A 15,366-nucleotide genomic window follows, 5' to 3' on the forward strand; every position below is an offset into this window, starting at 1 on the left:
CCCCGCGGGGGGGCGCGGGCGGCTCGGGGTGGCTGGGCGCGCCCCGGCGGCCCCCCCCCCCCCCCCCGCGGCCGCGGCTACGGCTGGTTGAGCGTCCTGCGCCGCGGGGTGATCGCGGTGAGGTCGAGATCCAGAGGGAAGGGGACCGAGACCTTCATCCGGTCGTGGAAGATCCCCGTACAGATGTAGACCCCGGTGGCCGGCTCCAGCTCGAAGACGTAGACCACGGCCCGGCCGTCCTGATTCTCCACCCGCCAGAAATGCGGGATCTTGACCCGCGCGTACTTCACGGGCTTCGTCTCGCGGTCGCGTGAGGTCGACTCGGGGGAGACCACCTCGATGGCGAGCAGGACCGACTCGGCGGGAAAGCGGGTCTGCTTCTCGTCCTGGACGACCTCACCGTCCACGACGATGACATCGGGCTCAGGACGGTTGTACCGGTCGATGTCGATGGTGAACTCGCGGACGACCTCCAGATCGGCGGGGGTCACCGACTGAAGCTGCCAATTGAAGAAATCGACCGCTCGTGAATGGAACGGAGTCTGCGGACTCACGAAAACCAGGCTCCCGTCGATCAGCTCCGTATGCGGAGGCAGGTCCGGAAGCCGGTCCAGGTCGTCAGCAGTCCAGCCGCCCAAGGGCGGGACCGGCCACCTGGACGCGGAGGCATCGGGCTGGGGTGCCTCTGGTTCGACGCTCATTAGTGCTCCCATGGGACGGAGTCTCGCGGGTCCACTCAGCGTAACCGCCGGAAACAAGATCAAGCTCACCCGATTCGGCGGTTTCGTCACGTGGCGATGACGCGTGCGGCGCAGGAGTGGCCATCCGCGTGGGTTCATGCCCCGGGGACGACCCTTCCTGTCACCTCGCCCAGGCCGACCTTCGTGCCGTCCGGGCCCGGGGCCCAGGCGGTCAGCGTCACCTCGTCGCCGTCCTCCAGGAAGGTGCGTTTGCCGCCGGGAAGTTCGACCGGCTCCGTACCGTTCCACGTCAGCTCCAGCAGAGAGCCGCGCTGCTCGCGTGCGGGCCCGCTGACCGTGCCGGACGCGAAGACGTCGCCGGTGCGCAGGGAGGCGCCGTTGACCGTGAGGTGGGCGAGCTGCTGGGCGGCGGTCCAGTACATCGTGGAGAACGGCGGCTCGGAGATCACCTCTCCGTTGAGCGCCACCGAGATCCGCAGGTCGAAGCCGCCGGGCTCCTCGTCCTCCGCGTCATCCAGATAGGGGAGAACGGGGACCGCGCGCTCCGGGGGTGCGATCCGGGCCGCGTCCAGGGCCTCCAGCGGGGTCACCCACGCCGAGACCGACGTGGCGAAGGACTTGCCGAGGAAGGGGCCGAGCGGCACGTACTCCCACGCCTGGATGTCCCGCGCCGACCAGTCGTTGAGGAGCGACAGCCCGAAGACATGGTCGCGGAAGGACGCCAGCTCCACCGGCGCGCCCTGCCGGGACGGCGCCCCGACGACGAAGGCGACCTCCGCCTCGATGTCCAGCTTCGTGGAAGGACCGAAGACCGGCGCCGGGTCGGCGGGCGCCTTGCGCTGGCCCGCCGGGCGCGTCACCTCCGTACCGGAGACGACGACGGTGCCGGCCCGGCCGTGGTAACCGATGGGAATATGCTTCCAGTTGGGGGTCAGTGCCTCGCCGTCGGGGCGGAAGATGTGGCCCACGTTCGTGGCGTGGTGCTCGCTCGCGTAGAAGTCGACGTAATCCGCGACCTCGTACGGCAGGTGCAGGATGACCGAGCCCAGCGGGTGCAGCAGGGGCTCTATGTCGACGCGGTGCGCCGGGACCGTGACCCAGGCGGTGAGCGCCCGGCGGACATCGCGCCAGGTCGTGCGCCCCGCAGCCATCAGCGGGTTGAGGCTGGACCTGGCCAGCAGCGCCGCGTACGGGGAGCCCAGCGCCTGCGCCGCCGCTCCCGCGTCGAGGACGTGATCGCCGATGCGCACCCCGACCCGCCGTCGGTCGGGCTCGTCGGCGGTCGAGAAGACTCCGTACGGCAGGTTGTGCGGGCCGAAGGGGTCGCCCTCGGCAGTTTCGAGCGGGCTCTGCTCGGGCATCGGTGCTGCCTCGCTTTCCGGATCGATACGGGACACGTTACGTCGGTGTTGCCCAGCGGAGGCAGTAATAAAAGGCCCGCATGGAGGGAAAAAGCCGAGGTGGGCGTGGGGATGGGCGCGGGGAGGGGTGGCTCGGCCCGCCGTGCGGGGTCAGCCCGCCGTACGGGGGATTCGTTTCTCCCAGGTCCGGTGGTGGACGATCTCCTCGCCGACGCGGCAGATCACCTCGTCGGTGGCGATGAAGTCGTGCGCGTCGCAGCGGATCTCGGAGCGCGTCTCGACCCGGGTGTCCCAGGCGAGGTCGGGCCGGTGGAGCCGGATAGTCCACCGCGAGAGGGTGTGCGCCGACAGGGGGTCGTGTTCCTGGATGGTGTACGTCTCCCGGGCGTCCTCGGAGAACTCCAGCCCGTCCGGGTAGAAGCGCGAGCCGCCGTAGCGCGGGTCGACCTCCAGCCGCCAGACGCCCTGCGCGACGTCCCGTACCACCAGCCGCTCGGGCCGCTCCTCGTCGAGTGTCGCGGGGAAGGAGACGCCGAGCGGCTCGGCCTGCTCCGGCGGTTCGAAGGAGACGGCTTCCGCCTCCGTGGTCGTACGGACGGGGAGTTCGAGCGAGCTGCCCGCCGGGTCGAGGGTGAACCCCGCCGACCGGGCCTGCGGCCAGATCCACGGCCAGTACGCGGAGGAGACCGCGAGCCGGATGCGGTGGCCGGGCGGGAAGGCGTGGCCGATGCCGTTCAGCTCGAAGGTGACGTCCTCGGTCGCGCCTTCGGGCCACGGGTCGATCCGGTCGCGGCCGTGGCGGGCCGAGAGGTTGAGGACGCCGCGTGTGACCAGTGTGGAGGAGCCGTCCGGCGCGACGTCGCAGAGCCGGGCGATCACCTGGCCGGCCGGGGCGTCCATCCGGAGCCGCAGGCGGACGCGCGGGCGCCCGAGGATCTCGATGCCGGTGATGTCCCCGGTCGTCGGTCCAGCCGGTTCGCCCGCCACCCGGAAGTCGAAGCAGGCCGACTTGGCGTCCTCGTCGCGCTGGTCGGGCGGCAGGTCCGCGTCGTTGCCGAACGGGAAGAAGCGGCCCGCGTCCAGACCGGTGTGCTGGGGCGAGTCGACGACGACCGGTTCCCCCTGGAAGGCGTACGGGGCCGGCGTCACGTTCGGGGAGGGCCACGCGCGGTCGCCCACCCAGCGGCCCGGCAGCTCGGGGTAGACCGTCGCGGGCGGGTGCGAGCCGCTGATCCAGGAGCGCAGCAGCGGTTCTTCCATCACCCCCGTGTCCCGCCCCTTGAGATGCTGGTCCCACCAGCGCAGGGTCTCCTGGAGGAAGCCGATGGCCGGACCTGGCGGCAGCCCCCGGTCCGGGTACTGGTGCGACCAGGGCCCGATCAGCCCCCGTACCCGCCCGGGATCGAGGTGTTCGACCAGCCGCAGCACGGTGTCCCGGTACGGGTCGTGCCAGCCGCCCACGGCCAGGACGGCGGCCCGGATCGCGCCGTACTCCTCGCGGACGCTGCCGTGGATCCAGTACGCGTCGCGGGTCTGGTGGTCCAGCCAGGTGTGCAGGAACGGTTCGACGGCGTCGAGGCGCCGCAGCCACATCTCGCGCCACGCGCTCCCCACGTACGCCGGGTCCGGCGGCCGGGAGACGAAGGCGAGCATCGTCGCCGCCCAGGCGTGCATGTCGACGGCGAGGACCGAACCGCCCATGTAGTGGACGTCGTTGTCGTACCGGTCGTCGGAGGAGCAGACGGTGACGATCGCCGCCAGCGGTTCGGGGGCGAGGGCGGCGAGCTGGAGTGCGTTGAAGCCGCCCCAGGAGATGCCGAACATACCGACCTTCCCGGTGCACCAGGGCTGCGCGGCGAGCCAGTTGATCACCTCGACGCCGTCGGCCAGCTCGGTCGCGTCGTACTCGTCGCCCGGCAGCCCCTCGCTGTTGCCGTGGCCGCGCACGTCGACGCGTACGGAGGCGTAGCCGTGGCCCGCGTACCAGGGGTGGCGCTGGTGGTCGCGGGGCGCCGTCCAGTCGGTGAGCCGGTAGGGGAGGTATTCGAGCAGTGCGGGGACGGGCTCGTCGGTGACGGGGCGCCAGACGCGCGCGTACAGCAGGGTGCCGTCGGGGAGGGGGATCCGTACGTCCTCGTGGGTGGTGCCGTACGGGAACTCGGTGCGGACGGCGGGGGTGCGGACGGCGGGGGCGCGGACGGTGGGGGACATGCCGATCACCTCGCTGGGGTGGGGTGGAGTGGAGTGGAGCGCGGTGGGATGGAGCGGGGGAGTGGTGCGGCGTGGGGCGGGGCTCAGTGGACGGGGCTCAGTGGACGGGGTGCATCGTGCGGCGCAGCCACGGCGCCGCGGCGATCACGGCGAGGCCCGCCACGACCGCGACGGCCCCGTTGACGCCGAAGTACGCGGGCTGCGAGACCTGCCCGTAGAACTTCACGGTCTGGGCCTGGATGCCGTTGGCGAGCGCCAGGGAGAGGAACCAGAGGGCCATGGTCTGGCTGGAGAACGCCCGCGGCGCGAGCTTGGTGGAGGCGGAGAGGCCGGAGGTCTCCACGAGGATGTCGCCGAGGCCGAGCAGCAGGTAAGAGGCGACGATCCACCACGCGGCCATCCGGTAGTCGGCGTTCGCGTGCCCGGACGTCGGCAGGACCATCAGGAGGAAGGACAGCCCGCCGAGGACCACCCCGATCGCGATCTTGTTCGAGGCGTGCGGCTGGCGCGGGCCCATCCGTACCCAGACGGCGGCGACGACCGGCGCGAGCGCGACCTCGAAGGCGCCGAGCGCGGAGGCGTACCAGCTCGCCGGGAAGTGGAAGCCGAGGATCGAGGTGTCGGCGTTGGTCGAGGCCAGAAGGATCATGGTCGAGTACGCCTGGAAGAGGATGAAGTTGAAGAACACCGACGCCAGGAACAGCACCACGTACGGACGGAGCCGGCCGCGCTCCTCCGCCGTCACGCGCGGGCTGCGGAACATCACCACGAAGTAGACGACGGGCGCGATCACCGAGACCACGGTGAGGACGTCGGCGAAACGGGCGATGGTGAGCCGGCCGGCCAGTGCGAGCGCCACCGCCACGACGGCCGTCACCGCCGCGCCCGCGGCCATCAGCCGTACGGCACGGCGCATCGCGGCAGGGGCCAGGGCGAACTCGGCGGCGTGTTTGCGCCCGGCGAGATGGCGTCTGCCCGCCACGTACTGGATCAGCCCGAGGGTCATCCCGACGGCGGCGGCGGAGAACGCCCAGTGCCAGCTCGCGTGGTCGCCGAGCCACCCCGTGACCAGTGGGCCGAGGAAGGCGCCGATGTTGATGCCCATGTAGTAGAGGGCGAATCCGGCGTCCCTGCGCTCGTCCTCCGTACGGTAGAGCTTGCCGACCATGGCGGAGACGTTCGGCTTGAGCAGCCCCGTACCCGCGCTGATCAGGCCGAGCCCCACCCAGGTCATGGCGGCCGTGGGGACCGCCATGGCGTAGTGCCCGACCGCGATCAGGACGCCGCCCCAGAGGACGGCGCGGTACGAGCCCAGGATGCGGTCGGCGAGCCAGCCGCCGGCCACCGAGAGCAGGTAGACGAGGGTCCCGTACGCCGCGGAGACGGAGGCGGCGGTGCCGGGCGCCATGCCCAGACCGCCGTCGTGGACGTCGGCGACGAAGTACAGGACGAGGATGGCCTGCATGCCGAGGAACGAGAAGCGCTCCCAGACCTCCAGGCCCGAGAGGGTCGCCAGTCCCCGGGGGTGGCCGAGGAAGGCGCGGTCGTCGCGCGGCGGGGGTTGCCCGTCGGGTCGCTCGTCGTTCACGCCGGGGTCGGTCGTCGTTCCGGACAAAAGGGCCGCTCCAGGTCGAAAGGTCGATCCCGAACATACCGGCGGAGCCGGGAAGGCGCCCATGGTGATCGAAAGGCGACCGGATACGCTGACTTGAGTGATGACAGCGACACATCGGCATTCCGTGTGATCGTCAGCAGACAGGAGTACCCCTCGTGACCGTCGTCGGGCCGTTCGGGCTGAGCGTGCGGGACCAGGCTCTTGAGGCCGATGTCCAGACCGGATTGGCGGCCGTCGAGGCCGGGCTCCTCGATGCCACCAAGAGCGAGGTGCCCTTCATCACGGAGGCCGCTCAACACCTGGTGCGGGCCGGGGGCAAGCGATTCCGGCCGCTGCTGGTCATGCTCGCGTCGCAATTCGGTGACCCGTACGCGCCCGGGGTCGTCCCGGCCGCCGTCGTCGTCGAGTTGACGCACCTCGCGACGCTCTACCACGACGACGTCATGGACGAGGCCGAGGTACGCCGTGGGGTGGACAGCGCCAACGCCCGGTGGGACAACTCGGTGGCCGTCCTCACGGGTGATTTTCTCTTCTCCCGCGCGTCACACATCCTGGCGGATCTCGGCCCCGACGCCGTCCGCGTCCAGGCGGAGGCGTTCGAACGGCTCGTGACCGGCCAGATCCTGGAGACCGCGGGCCCGCGCGGCGGCATCGACCCCGTCAGTCACTACCTCGACGTCATCGGCGGCAAGACGGGCTCGCTGATCACGGTCGCGGGGCGCTTCGGCGCGATGATGTCCGGCGCCGACGAGACGGTCGTCGACATCCTCACCCAGTACGGGGAACGGCTCGGCGTCGCCTTCCAGCTCGCCGACGACGTCCTCGACATCGCCAGCGACTCCCACGAGTCCGGCAAGACGCCCGGCACGGACCTGCGCGAGGGCATCCCGACCCTGCCGGTACTGCTGCTGCGTGCCCAGGCGCAGCAGTACGGCAGACCGGACGATCTGGCCCTGGTCGAGCTGCTGGACGGCGACCTCGCGGACGACGGGCGGCTCGCCGAGGCCCTGCGGCTGCTCCGCGCCCACCCGGCGCTGGAGCAGGCGCGACGGGACACGGTGCGGTACGCGGAGGAGGCGCGCGCGACGCTCGCGCCGCTGCCGGAGTGCTACGCGAAGTCGGCGCTGGTGGAGCTGTGCGACGCGGTGGTCCACCGCGCGGGCTGACCGCTCCTGCGCACGGGCGGCGGTCGGAGTGACGGCGGGTCATGTCCCCGCGGTACCGTCGCGTCGCCGTCCCGTGCGGGTTCCGTACGGTCGCCGCGCCACCCACAGCTCGCTGCCCGCTGCCCGTCGCCGCGTTGCCCGCTGCCCGCCGCCGCGCCGCCCCGTTCTCACTCGACCGGCGCAGGCGTACCCCGTTCGGCGGCTCGTCCCCTACGGGACAGCGGAGTCATCTCATCCGTATGTCATCCCAGAGCAGTACGGGAAGTTGCACCCCGGGTCTGACGCTTCAGCAGCCCCGATTTGGTCAGATGGACAACACCACTCCTGACCAATTCGGGTGAGAATGGCGGCGAGGGGTGGACAAGTTCAACGGACGGAAGGCCGCCGACCACGGAGGTAGGGCACACATGGCACCGAACGACAGCGCACCGGCGACCGAGGAAGACAGGGAGCCCGGCGCCGTCCGCCGCAAGGCGGCACGTTACGCGCTTCCCATCGCGGTGGCGGGGGTGGCCGCGGCGACCATCGGACTCGTCCCGGCGCTCGCCGCGACCGGTGACCCCGAACTGCCGAAGATCAGCGCACAGCAGCTCATCGAGAAGATCGCCGCGTCCGACACCGAGCAGCTCTCCGGCACGGTGAAGATCAGTACGGATCTGGGGATCCCGGCGCTGGACAACCTGAGCGACCTGGCCGGTTCGTTCGCCCCGGAGGTCCAGGGCAAGGGCTCGGGCGGCGGCTCGGAGTCGGCCGACCCCGGCACCAGGCTGACGGAGCTGGCCACCGGCACGCACACCCTGCGGGTGGCGACGGACGGCCCCGACAAGCAGCGGCTGTCGGTCCTCGACAACACCTCCGAGTACAGCCTGATCCACAACGGCGACGAGGTCTGGGCGTACGACAGCGGCTCCAACGCGGCCTACCACGCGACCGCGCCGAAGGGCGCGAAGGGCGAGGGCGCCGGCGGTTCCGGGGACAAGGGCCGGGGCGCCCCGGAGGGCGCCCCCACCACCCCCAAGGACTTCGCCGAGCAGGCGCTGAAGGCCGCGGGCGACACGACCTCGGTGACCGTCGACGGGACGTCGAAGGTGGCCGGCCGGGACGCCTACCGGCTGCTGATCAAGCCCAAGGAGAGCGGTTCCACGGTCGGCTCCATCACGGTCGCGGTGGACGCCAAGACGGGGACGCCGCTCAAGTTCACGCTGGCGCCGAGCAGCGGCGGCAAGGCCGTGGTCGACGTCGGCTTCACGAAGGTCGACTTCGCCAAGCCCGCCGCGGGCACCTTCGACTTCACGCCCCCCAAGGGCGCGAAGGTGACGGAGGAGAGCGACGCCGGCAGGACGGCGGGGGCGCACGGGTCCGACAAGGCGGGCAAGGAACTGCCGCTGGGTCCCGGCGCGCTCGGTGGGCTGGGCGCGCTCGGCGGCGCGGGCGACGCCAAGGTCATCGGGAAGGGCTGGAGCACGGTGTACGTGCTGTCGTCACCCGACGGTGGCGCCGACGCGGCGAAGCCGGAGAACGCCCCGGCCGAGGCGCAGCAGTTCCTGGACGCGCTCGGCGACAAGGTCACCGGGAAGTTCGGTTCGGGGACGGTCTTCCAGACCCGTATCGTCAACGCGTTGATGACCGATGACGGCAAGGTCTACGTCGGCGCGGTCACCAAGGACGCGCTGGTCAAGGCGGCCGACCAGGCCAAGTGACGCCGTAGTGGACCGCCCCGTCGCGTGAACCGCGCGGCGGGGCGGAACGCTGACCGGGCCCGGTCCGTTCTCGGGAGGGCGCCACGGACCGGGCGCCACGGACCGGGCGCCACGGACGAGGCGTCACTGGGCAGGGCACCACCGGGCGGGGAGAAGGGGGGAGCCGGATGACAGCGGTACGGGCACCGGCACCGGCACCGGCACCGGCGACGGTCATCGAGACGCGCGGCCTGACCAAGCGGTACGGCGGCGGACAGCTCGCCGTCGACCACCTCGATCTGACGGTGCCCGCGGGCAGCGTCTTCGGCTTCCTGGGGCCCAACGGCTCGGGCAAGACCACCACCATCCGGATGCTGATGGGCCTGATCGAGCCCACCGCCGGCTCGGCCACCCTCCTCGGCCACCGCATGCCGCGCGCCTCCCGCACCGTTCTGCCGCAGGTGGGGGCGCTGATCGAGGGGCCCGCGCTGTACGGGCATCTGAGCGGCCGGGACAATCTCGTACGGTACGACTCCGCCGACCCCACGGCCGATCCCCGGACCCGTGCCGCCCGGGTGACCGGGGCGCTGGAGCGGGTCGGGCTGACGGCGGCGGCGGGCAAGAAGGCGAAGGCGTACTCCCTCGGGATGAAGCAGCGGCTCGGGCTGGCCTCCGCGCTGCTGCGCCCGCGCGCCCTGCTGGTGCTGGACGAACCGACGAACGGGCTCGACCCGCAGGGCATGCGGGAGATCAGGACGCTGGTGCGGGAGCTGGCCGCCGACGGCACGACGGTCTTCCTCTCCTCGCACCTCCTCGACGAGATCGAACAGGTCTGCAGCCATGTCGCCGTGATGAACCAGGGGAAGCTGATCACTCAGGGGACGGTCGCCGAGCTGGCGGCCGGCACCCGGGGCAGACTCGCCGTCACCACCCCCGATCCGGGCGAGGCGTCCCGGGTCCTGAAGGAGCACGGGGTCACGGACGTGACGGTGGCCGGAGACCGGGTCACCGGCGAGCTTCCGGCGGGCGAGGACGAGCCGGTGGACCCCGCCGACCTCAACGCCGCGCTGGTCGCGGCAGGGGTGCGGGTACGCGCCTTCGGCCAGGAGCGCGCCTCGCTGGAGGACGCCTTTGTCGCGCTGACGGGGGAGGGCTTCGATGTCGCGGGCTGACGCGGACACGGGTGCGGATACGAGCGCGGACACGGGCGCGGACATGGGCGCGGACATGGGGGCGGATACCGGCGCGGACACGGGCGCGGAACGGGCCCTCGCGCGGGAACCGGCCGCCGGGGTCCGGGGGACGCGGCTGCTCTGGACGTTCGGGCTGCTCCGCTCCGAGCTGTCGGTCACCTTCCGGCGCTGGCGGACCCTCGCCCTGCTGGGGGTGCTCGCCGCCGTCCCCGTCCTCATCGGCATCGCGGTGAAGATCGAGACGGGCGACGGAGGGGGCGCTGGCGGCCACGGCCCCGCCTTCGTCGGGCAGGTCACCAACAACGGGCTCTTCCTGGTCTTCGCCGCGCTCGCCGCGACGCTGCCGGTCTTCCTCCCGATGGCGGTCGGCGTCATAGCGGGCGACGCGATCGCGGGCGAGGCCAACGGCGGGACGTTGCGCTATCTGCTGGTCGCCCCGGCGGGCCGTACCCGGCTGCTGCTGGTCAAGTACGCGTCCACCCTGGCGTTCTGCCTGGTCGCGACGGTGGTCGTGGCCGTGTCGGCGCTCGCCGTCGGCGCGCTGCTCTTCCCGCTCGGTGACGTCACCACGATCTCCGGGGTCCGGATCTCCTTCGGCGAGGGGATGGCGAGGGCGGCGCTGATCGCCCTGGTCGTGGCCGCCTCGCTGGTCGGGTTCGCGGCGCTCGGGCTCTTCATATCGACCCTGACCAACAGCGGGATCGCGGCGATGGCGGCGACGGTCGGGCTGCTGGTCACGGTGCAGATCCTGGACGCGATCCCGCAGCTCCACGCCGTACAGCCGTATCTCTTCCCGCACCACTGGCTGTCCTTCGCCGACCTGCTGCGCGAGCCCGTCCTCTGGGACGGCATCGCCGAGAACCTGGGGCTCCAGGCGCTGTACGCGGCCGTGTTCGGCTCGGCGGCCTGGGCACGCATGACGACGCGCGACATCACGACCTGAGAGCGCCGGGCGGCCCGAAGCCCCTCCCGTACGCGTGGCGGCGTACGGGAGAGGCGCGACGCAGAGGAGAAGCGCGACGCCGAGGGCGACGCAGAGCGCGAGGCGGGGGCTACGCGGCGCCGGAGAGCGTCCAGACCGCGTAGGCGATGGCGTCGCTGTTGCGGTCGAGCGCCGTGTCGTTGATGTTCGTCAGGGAGTCGCACGAGCGGTGGTAGCAGGTGTCGAAGGCGCGCCCGGAGGTGCCGCCCCACTTCTGCGCCTGCGCGGCGGTCTTGATGTAGTCCGCGCCGCTGAAGAGTCCGCCGACCGGGATGCCCACGTTCTTGAACGGGGCGTGGTCGGAGCGGCCGTCGCCCTCGGTCTCGATCTCCGTGGCGATGCCGAGGCCCGCGTAGTAGTTCTTGAAGGTCTGCTCGATCGTCGGGTCGTCGTCGTAGACGAAGTAACCCGGGTTCGGGCTGCCGATCATGTCGAAGTTCAGATAGCCGCTGATCTTCGCCCGCTCGGCGGTCGGCAGGTTGTTCACGTAGTACCGCGAGCCGACGAGCCCCAGCTCCTCCGCGCCCCACCAGGCGAACCGGAGGTGCTTGGTCGGCTTGAGCTGGGCGCGGGAGACGGCGAGCGCGGTCTCCAGGATGGCGGCCGAGCCGGAGCCGTTGTCGTTCATCCCGGCGCCCGCGGTGACGGAGTCGAGGTGCGACCCGGCCATGACGACCTGGTTCGCGTTGCCGCCCGGCCAGTCGGCGATCAGGTTGTAGCCGGTGGCGCCGCTGGACGTGAACTGCTGGACGGAGGTGGTGAACCCGGCGGCGTCCAGCTTGCCCTTCACGTAGTTCAGCGAGGCGAGGTACCCGGCGCGGCCGTGGGCGCGGTTGCCGCCGTTGGCGGCGGCGATCGACGAGAGCTGGGTGAGGTGCGCCTTGACGTTGGCGAGGGGGATGTCGGGCGCGGCCAGCACGGCGGCCGAGGCGGACGCGTGGGCCGGGGCCTGCGCCGACTGGGCGGGGGCGGCTGCGCCGAGCAGTCCGACGAGGGCGAGCCCGGTGGCCGCGGCCGTCGCGGCGGCGGTGGTTCTGCGGGCGGGTATTCGACCGGCCGCGGAGCTGGTCGAGCGGCGCATTCCAGGAACGGAGAGCTTCATGGGGGGCTCCGGATTCCGAACGGGGACGGGAAGGGACGGAACGTGCGGGACGCCCCACGGCGTTGGTGGCGTGGGGCGCTGAAGCTGCTGGAGCGAGCTGGGCGTGCTGTGCTGGAGCTGTTGGTGCGCCGCGCGTGCTGAATGGTGCGCTTGCGCGTGCTGAATGGTGGGGGAGAGCTTGACTCCCCGTCAAGAGCGAAGACCGGTCAGAAGTGTTCGCTGAGCGGACGCGCCCACCGGACTCACCTCCGGGTGCCGCGCGGGCCCCTGGATGCCGCGCGGGAGGTCACGGATCACGGCGTCGGACCGGTCGCCTGTCCCGTGGTGCGTGCGGCGCGGCTGTAGCGGGCGGCGAGGTCCGCGAAGGCGGAGGCCAGTTGGGGTGGGCCGACGACATCGACATCGGCGTCGAAGCGGCCGACGGCGGTGGCCAGTCCGGTCCATGACCAGGAGCCGAGGGTGAGCCGGCAGTGGCGGGGGCCGAGTTCCTCGACGATCCCGTCCTGGGCGAAGGGCACGACGTCGGCGGCTGGCAGGTGGAGGATGACTTCGCCCTGGCAGGGCCAGTCGGTGGTGGTGCCGTCGTTGCCGCGGAATCGGCTGGTGATGAAGGTGGAGACGTTGCCGCCCGGCAGCTCGCGCGGGGTGAAGCGGGGGCCGGTGGGGGTACGGGGCCGGACGCGGTCGACGCGGAAGGTGCGCCAGTCCTCGCGGTGGAGGTCCCAGGCCACCAGGTACCAGCGATGACGCCAGGTGACCAGGTGGTGGGGGTGGACGCGGCGGGGGGCGTCGGCCGGGGTGCTCGGGCCGGGGGCGTAGTCGAAGCGCAGTTCCTCGCGGGCGTGGATGACGCGGCTCAGCTCCATCAGGACCTGAGCGTCGACCTGGGAGGTGCCGTCGGCCGCGGGCGGTTGAACGGCGGTGACGCGCAGCAGGTCGATGCGGTGGCGCAGGCGGGGCGGCATGACCTGACGGAGGGTGGCCAGGGCGCGGGAGGCGTCCTCGGCGACGGTGGTGCCGGTGGCCGCGGTCTGTAGCGCGACGGCCAGGGCGACGGCCTGCCCGTCGTCGAACAGCATGGGCGGCATGCGCGTGCCGGCGTCCAGGCGGTAGCCGCCGGCCGGTCCTTTGACGGTGGTGATCGGGTAGCCGAGATCGCGCAGGCGGTCGATGTCACGGCGCACGGTGCGCGAGGTGATGTCGAGGCGCCCGGCGAGATCCTCGCCGGACCAGTCACGGTGGGTCTGAAGCAGCGAGAGCAGCGCGAGCAGCCGGGAGGACGTCTTGTTCATGGCACCCATTCTTCCCGCAGTAGAGGACACAACCTGTCCTCTACCCCTGGCATCGTGGCATACGAGCCGTTCGGGAGGCATCGCTCCTGGTCACGGCAGCCGCCACCGCGTGGACGGGCGGCGGCGTATTCGGCACATCGAGGCAAGGAGCGGGCCATGTCCGTCACGACCACCACTCACCTGAACTTCCGGGGCGCCGCGCGTGAGGCACTGGACTTCTACCGGTCCGTCTTCGGCGGGCGTACCGTCGCCGTCACCTACAAGGACGCGGGCGCCGTCCAGGACGAGAGCGAGGCGGACCGGGTGATGTGGGGCGAGGTGGCCGGCGACAACGGCTTCCACGTCATGGCCTACGACGTACCCTCCTCGCTGCCCTGGAACCAGGGCCAGAACCCGTTCTTCGTCTCCGTACGGGGCGACGAGACCGAGGAGATCAGCGCCCTGTGGGGCAAGCTCGCCGAGGGCTCGACGATCGTGCGCCCGCTGGAGCCCGCACCGTGGGCACCGCTGTACGGCATGCTCACCGACCGCTTCGGCATCACCTGGGTCCTGGACGTCACCGCCCCGTACAACGGCTGAACCGGCCGGCCCCCACATCGGCCGTCCCCCCACACCGGCCCGCCGCCCGTCAGGGCCGCGCCGTCCGGGCCGCCGCACGCCATCCCGGTGGCGGCCCGGTCCGGCGCGGGCCCCGGACACGTAGCGAAGCCGACACGTACAGAAGCGGACACGTACAGAAGCGGACACGTACAGAAGCGGAAGGAAGCGGGTCACCGTGCGGATGCGGAAACTGGGACGGACCGGCATCGAGGTCAGCGCCTACGGCCTGGGCACCATGGTGCTGGGCAAGGTGGGCAATCCGGATCACGAGGACTGCGTACGCATGATCCACCGGGCGCTCGACGCGGAGCTCCGCCGACGGAGCCCCCACACGCGAGCGGCGGCCTGAGAACGCCATGACCGTCCTCGACGCCCGCGCACTCAACCGCGCCACCCTCGCCCGCCAGCACCTGCTCACCCGCGCCGACACCACCGTGACGGAGGCGGTGGCCCACCTGTGCGGAGCCCAGGCGCAGGAACCCCAGGAACCCTTCACCGGGCTGTGGTCCCGCCTGTCCGGCTTCAAGCCCGAGCACCTGGACGACGCGCTGACCGGCCGTACGGTGGTACGCACCCACCTGATGCGCCGCACCGTCCACCTCGTCACCGCCGACGACGCGCTCGCCTGGCGAGCCCGCCACGACGCCATGCTGCGCCAGCGGGTCCTGGGCACCTACCGGAGCGAACTGGCCGGCATCGACCTGGACGAGGTCGCCGCCGCCGGCCGCGCGGTCCTGGCCGACCGGCGGCCCCGCACCATGCGCGAGCTGGTGAGCGCCCTCGAAGACCGCTGGCCCGGCCCACCACGCCGGGTCCTGGGCGAACTGCTCGTCGCGGCCCTCATCCCGATGGCCCAACTCCCGCCCCGCGGCCTGTGGCAGCAGACCGCGGGCGTACGCAACCTGCCGATGGCCACCTGGCTGGAACGGGACATCGACCCCCTGCCCGCCGACGACAGCGACCCGGTCGGGCAGCAGTTGCTGCGCCGCTACCTCGCCGCCTACGGGCCCGCGGCCGGCGCCGACCTACGTGGCTGGTGCGGCCTCGCCGGTCTTCCCGCCGCCATCAAAGCCGCGCGGGCCCGGGACGAACTCGTCGTCTTCCGCGACGAACGAGGCCGTGAACTGCTCGACCTGCCCGACGCGCCCCGCCCCCACCCGGACACCCCGGCCCCGGTCCGCTTCCTCCCGGCCTTCGACAACGCGATCCTCGGCTACCACGACCGCGGCCGCATCATCGACACCCCCCACCTCGGCCTGTCCGTGGCGGGCCACCGCACGGTCCTCGTCGACGGACGCGTCACGGCAACCTGGACCGTGCGCGACCACCAACTCCGGATCAGCCCCCTGCGCCGCCTTACCTCCACGGAACAGGAAGCCGTACGCGCCGAGGCCCAGGACCTGACCGTCTTCCTGGACGAGGACATCGAGCAGGTCCGACTCGACACCGCGAACTGAGCGGGGC

General features: G+C 71.9%; 13 protein-coding genes. 7 read left to right on the forward strand and 6 right to left on the reverse strand.

Annotated elements, in window-relative coordinates; genetic code table 11:
• Window positions 1-77: 77 nt before the first annotated feature.
• The 4 genes from ACFXPL_RS17310 to ACFXPL_RS17325 form a co-directional block, all read right to left on the reverse strand.
• On the reverse strand, window positions 78-701 hold the full coding sequence (locus ACFXPL_RS17310; protein ID WP_384919414.1) for a Uma2 family endonuclease: 624 nt from the start codon (window positions 699-701) through the stop codon (window positions 78-80).
• A gap of 134 nt (window positions 702-835) precedes the next feature.
• Window positions 836-2,062 carry a fumarylacetoacetase gene (gene fahA, locus ACFXPL_RS17315; RefSeq protein ID WP_384919416.1) on the reverse strand — a complete coding sequence of 409 codons (1,227 nt, stop codon included), beginning with the start codon at window positions 2,060-2,062 and terminating at the stop codon, window positions 836-838.
• A gap of 150 nt (window positions 2,063-2,212) precedes the next feature.
• Complete coding sequence (locus ACFXPL_RS17320) at window positions 2,213-4,273, reverse strand: CocE/NonD family hydrolase (protein WP_384919419.1); 2,061 nt, start codon at window positions 4,271-4,273, stop codon at window positions 2,213-2,215.
• Between the two features lie 97 nt (window positions 4,274-4,370).
• Window positions 4,371-5,861, reverse strand: coding sequence for a peptide MFS transporter (locus ACFXPL_RS17325; RefSeq protein WP_384919422.1), 1,491 nt, complete (start codon window positions 5,859-5,861; stop codon window positions 4,371-4,373).
• Between the two features lie 182 nt (window positions 5,862-6,043).
• Between ACFXPL_RS17325 and ACFXPL_RS17330 the strand changes: the two genes are divergently transcribed.
• The 4 genes from ACFXPL_RS17330 (at window position 6,044) to ACFXPL_RS17345 (ending at window position 10,869) form a co-directional block, all read left to right on the forward strand.
• On the forward strand, window positions 6,044-7,054 hold the full coding sequence (locus ACFXPL_RS17330; protein WP_384919425.1) for a polyprenyl synthetase family protein: 1,011 nt from the start codon (window positions 6,044-6,046) through the stop codon (window positions 7,052-7,054).
• A gap of 407 nt (window positions 7,055-7,461) precedes the next feature.
• Window positions 7,462-8,754 (forward strand): outer membrane lipoprotein carrier protein LolA, encoded by a 1,293-nt coding sequence (locus ACFXPL_RS17335; RefSeq protein ID WP_384919428.1) that lies wholly within the window; start codon window positions 7,462-7,464, stop codon window positions 8,752-8,754.
• Window positions 8,755-8,921: 167 nt separating this feature from the next.
• On the forward strand, window positions 8,922-9,905 hold the full coding sequence (locus ACFXPL_RS17340; RefSeq protein ID WP_384919431.1) for an ATP-binding cassette domain-containing protein: 984 nt from the start codon (window positions 8,922-8,924) through the stop codon (window positions 9,903-9,905).
• Window positions 9,892-10,869 (forward strand): ABC transporter permease, encoded by a 978-nt coding sequence (locus tag ACFXPL_RS17345; protein ID WP_384919434.1) that lies wholly within the window; start codon window positions 9,892-9,894, stop codon window positions 10,867-10,869. Before ACFXPL_RS17340 ends, ACFXPL_RS17345 begins: the two co-directional genes overlap by 14 nt.
• A gap of 109 nt (window positions 10,870-10,978) precedes the next feature.
• On the opposite strand, the gene ACFXPL_RS17350 is transcribed toward ACFXPL_RS17345, so the two are convergent.
• Window positions 10,979-12,010, reverse strand: a complete 1,032-nt coding sequence (locus ACFXPL_RS17350) for a M28 family metallopeptidase (RefSeq protein ID WP_384919437.1) — start codon at window positions 12,008-12,010, stop codon at window positions 10,979-10,981.
• A 293-nt stretch (window positions 12,011-12,303) separates the two neighbouring features.
• Window positions 12,304-13,302, reverse strand: a complete 999-nt coding sequence (locus ACFXPL_RS17355) for a helix-turn-helix transcriptional regulator (protein ID WP_384919440.1) — start codon at window positions 13,300-13,302, stop codon at window positions 12,304-12,306.
• 156 nt (window positions 13,303-13,458) lie between these two features.
• Between ACFXPL_RS17355 and ACFXPL_RS17360 the strand changes: the two genes are divergently transcribed.
• The 3 genes from ACFXPL_RS17360 (at window position 13,459) to ACFXPL_RS17370 (ending at window position 15,359) form a co-directional block, all read left to right on the forward strand.
• Window positions 13,459-13,881, forward strand: a complete 423-nt coding sequence (locus ACFXPL_RS17360) for a VOC family protein (RefSeq protein ID WP_384919443.1) — start codon at window positions 13,459-13,461, stop codon at window positions 13,879-13,881.
• A gap of 196 nt (window positions 13,882-14,077) precedes the next feature.
• The gene (locus tag ACFXPL_RS17365; RefSeq protein ID WP_384919445.1) at window positions 14,078-14,251 is read left to right on the forward strand and encodes a hypothetical protein; all 174 of its coding nucleotides are present in this window, start codon (window positions 14,078-14,080) and stop codon (window positions 14,249-14,251) included.
• 7 nt (window positions 14,252-14,258) lie between these two features.
• Window positions 14,259-15,359: a winged helix DNA-binding domain-containing protein gene (locus tag ACFXPL_RS17370; protein WP_384919448.1), complete on the forward strand. Its 1,101-nt coding sequence runs from the start codon at window positions 14,259-14,261 to the stop codon at window positions 15,357-15,359.
• Window positions 15,360-15,366 lie beyond the last annotated feature (7 nt).

The organism is Streptomyces sp. NPDC059092 (genome assembly GCF_042756365.1).
Lineage (GTDB): Bacteria > Actinomycetota > Actinomycetes > Streptomycetales > Streptomycetaceae > Streptomyces.

Coding starts and splice junctions, on each gene's coding strand:
- ACFXPL_RS17370 (WP_384919448.1), top strand. CDS start 14,259: ATGACCGTCCTCGACGCCCGCGCACTCAACCGCGCCACCCTCGCCCGC.
- ACFXPL_RS17320 (WP_384919419.1), bottom strand. CDS start 4,273: ATGTCCCCCACCGTCCGCGCCCCCGCCGTCCGCACCCCCGCCGTCCGC.
- ACFXPL_RS17345 (WP_384919434.1), top strand. CDS start 9,892: ATGTCGCGGGCTGACGCGGACACGGGTGCGGATACGAGCGCGGACACG.
- ACFXPL_RS17310 (WP_384919414.1), bottom strand. CDS start 701: ATGAGCGTCGAACCAGAGGCACCCCAGCCCGATGCCTCCGCGTCCAGG.
- ACFXPL_RS17355 (WP_384919440.1), bottom strand. CDS start 13,302: ATGAACAAGACGTCCTCCCGGCTGCTCGCGCTGCTCTCGCTGCTTCAG.
- ACFXPL_RS17350 (WP_384919437.1), bottom strand. CDS start 12,010: ATGAAGCTCTCCGTTCCTGGAATGCGCCGCTCGACCAGCTCCGCGGCC.
- fahA (WP_384919416.1), bottom strand. CDS start 2,062: ATGCCCGAGCAGAGCCCGCTCGAAACTGCCGAGGGCGACCCCTTCGGC.
- ACFXPL_RS17340 (WP_384919431.1), top strand. CDS start 8,922: ATGACAGCGGTACGGGCACCGGCACCGGCACCGGCACCGGCGACGGTC.
- ACFXPL_RS17360 (WP_384919443.1), top strand. CDS start 13,459: ATGTCCGTCACGACCACCACTCACCTGAACTTCCGGGGCGCCGCGCGT.
- ACFXPL_RS17335 (WP_384919428.1), top strand. CDS start 7,462: ATGGCACCGAACGACAGCGCACCGGCGACCGAGGAAGACAGGGAGCCC.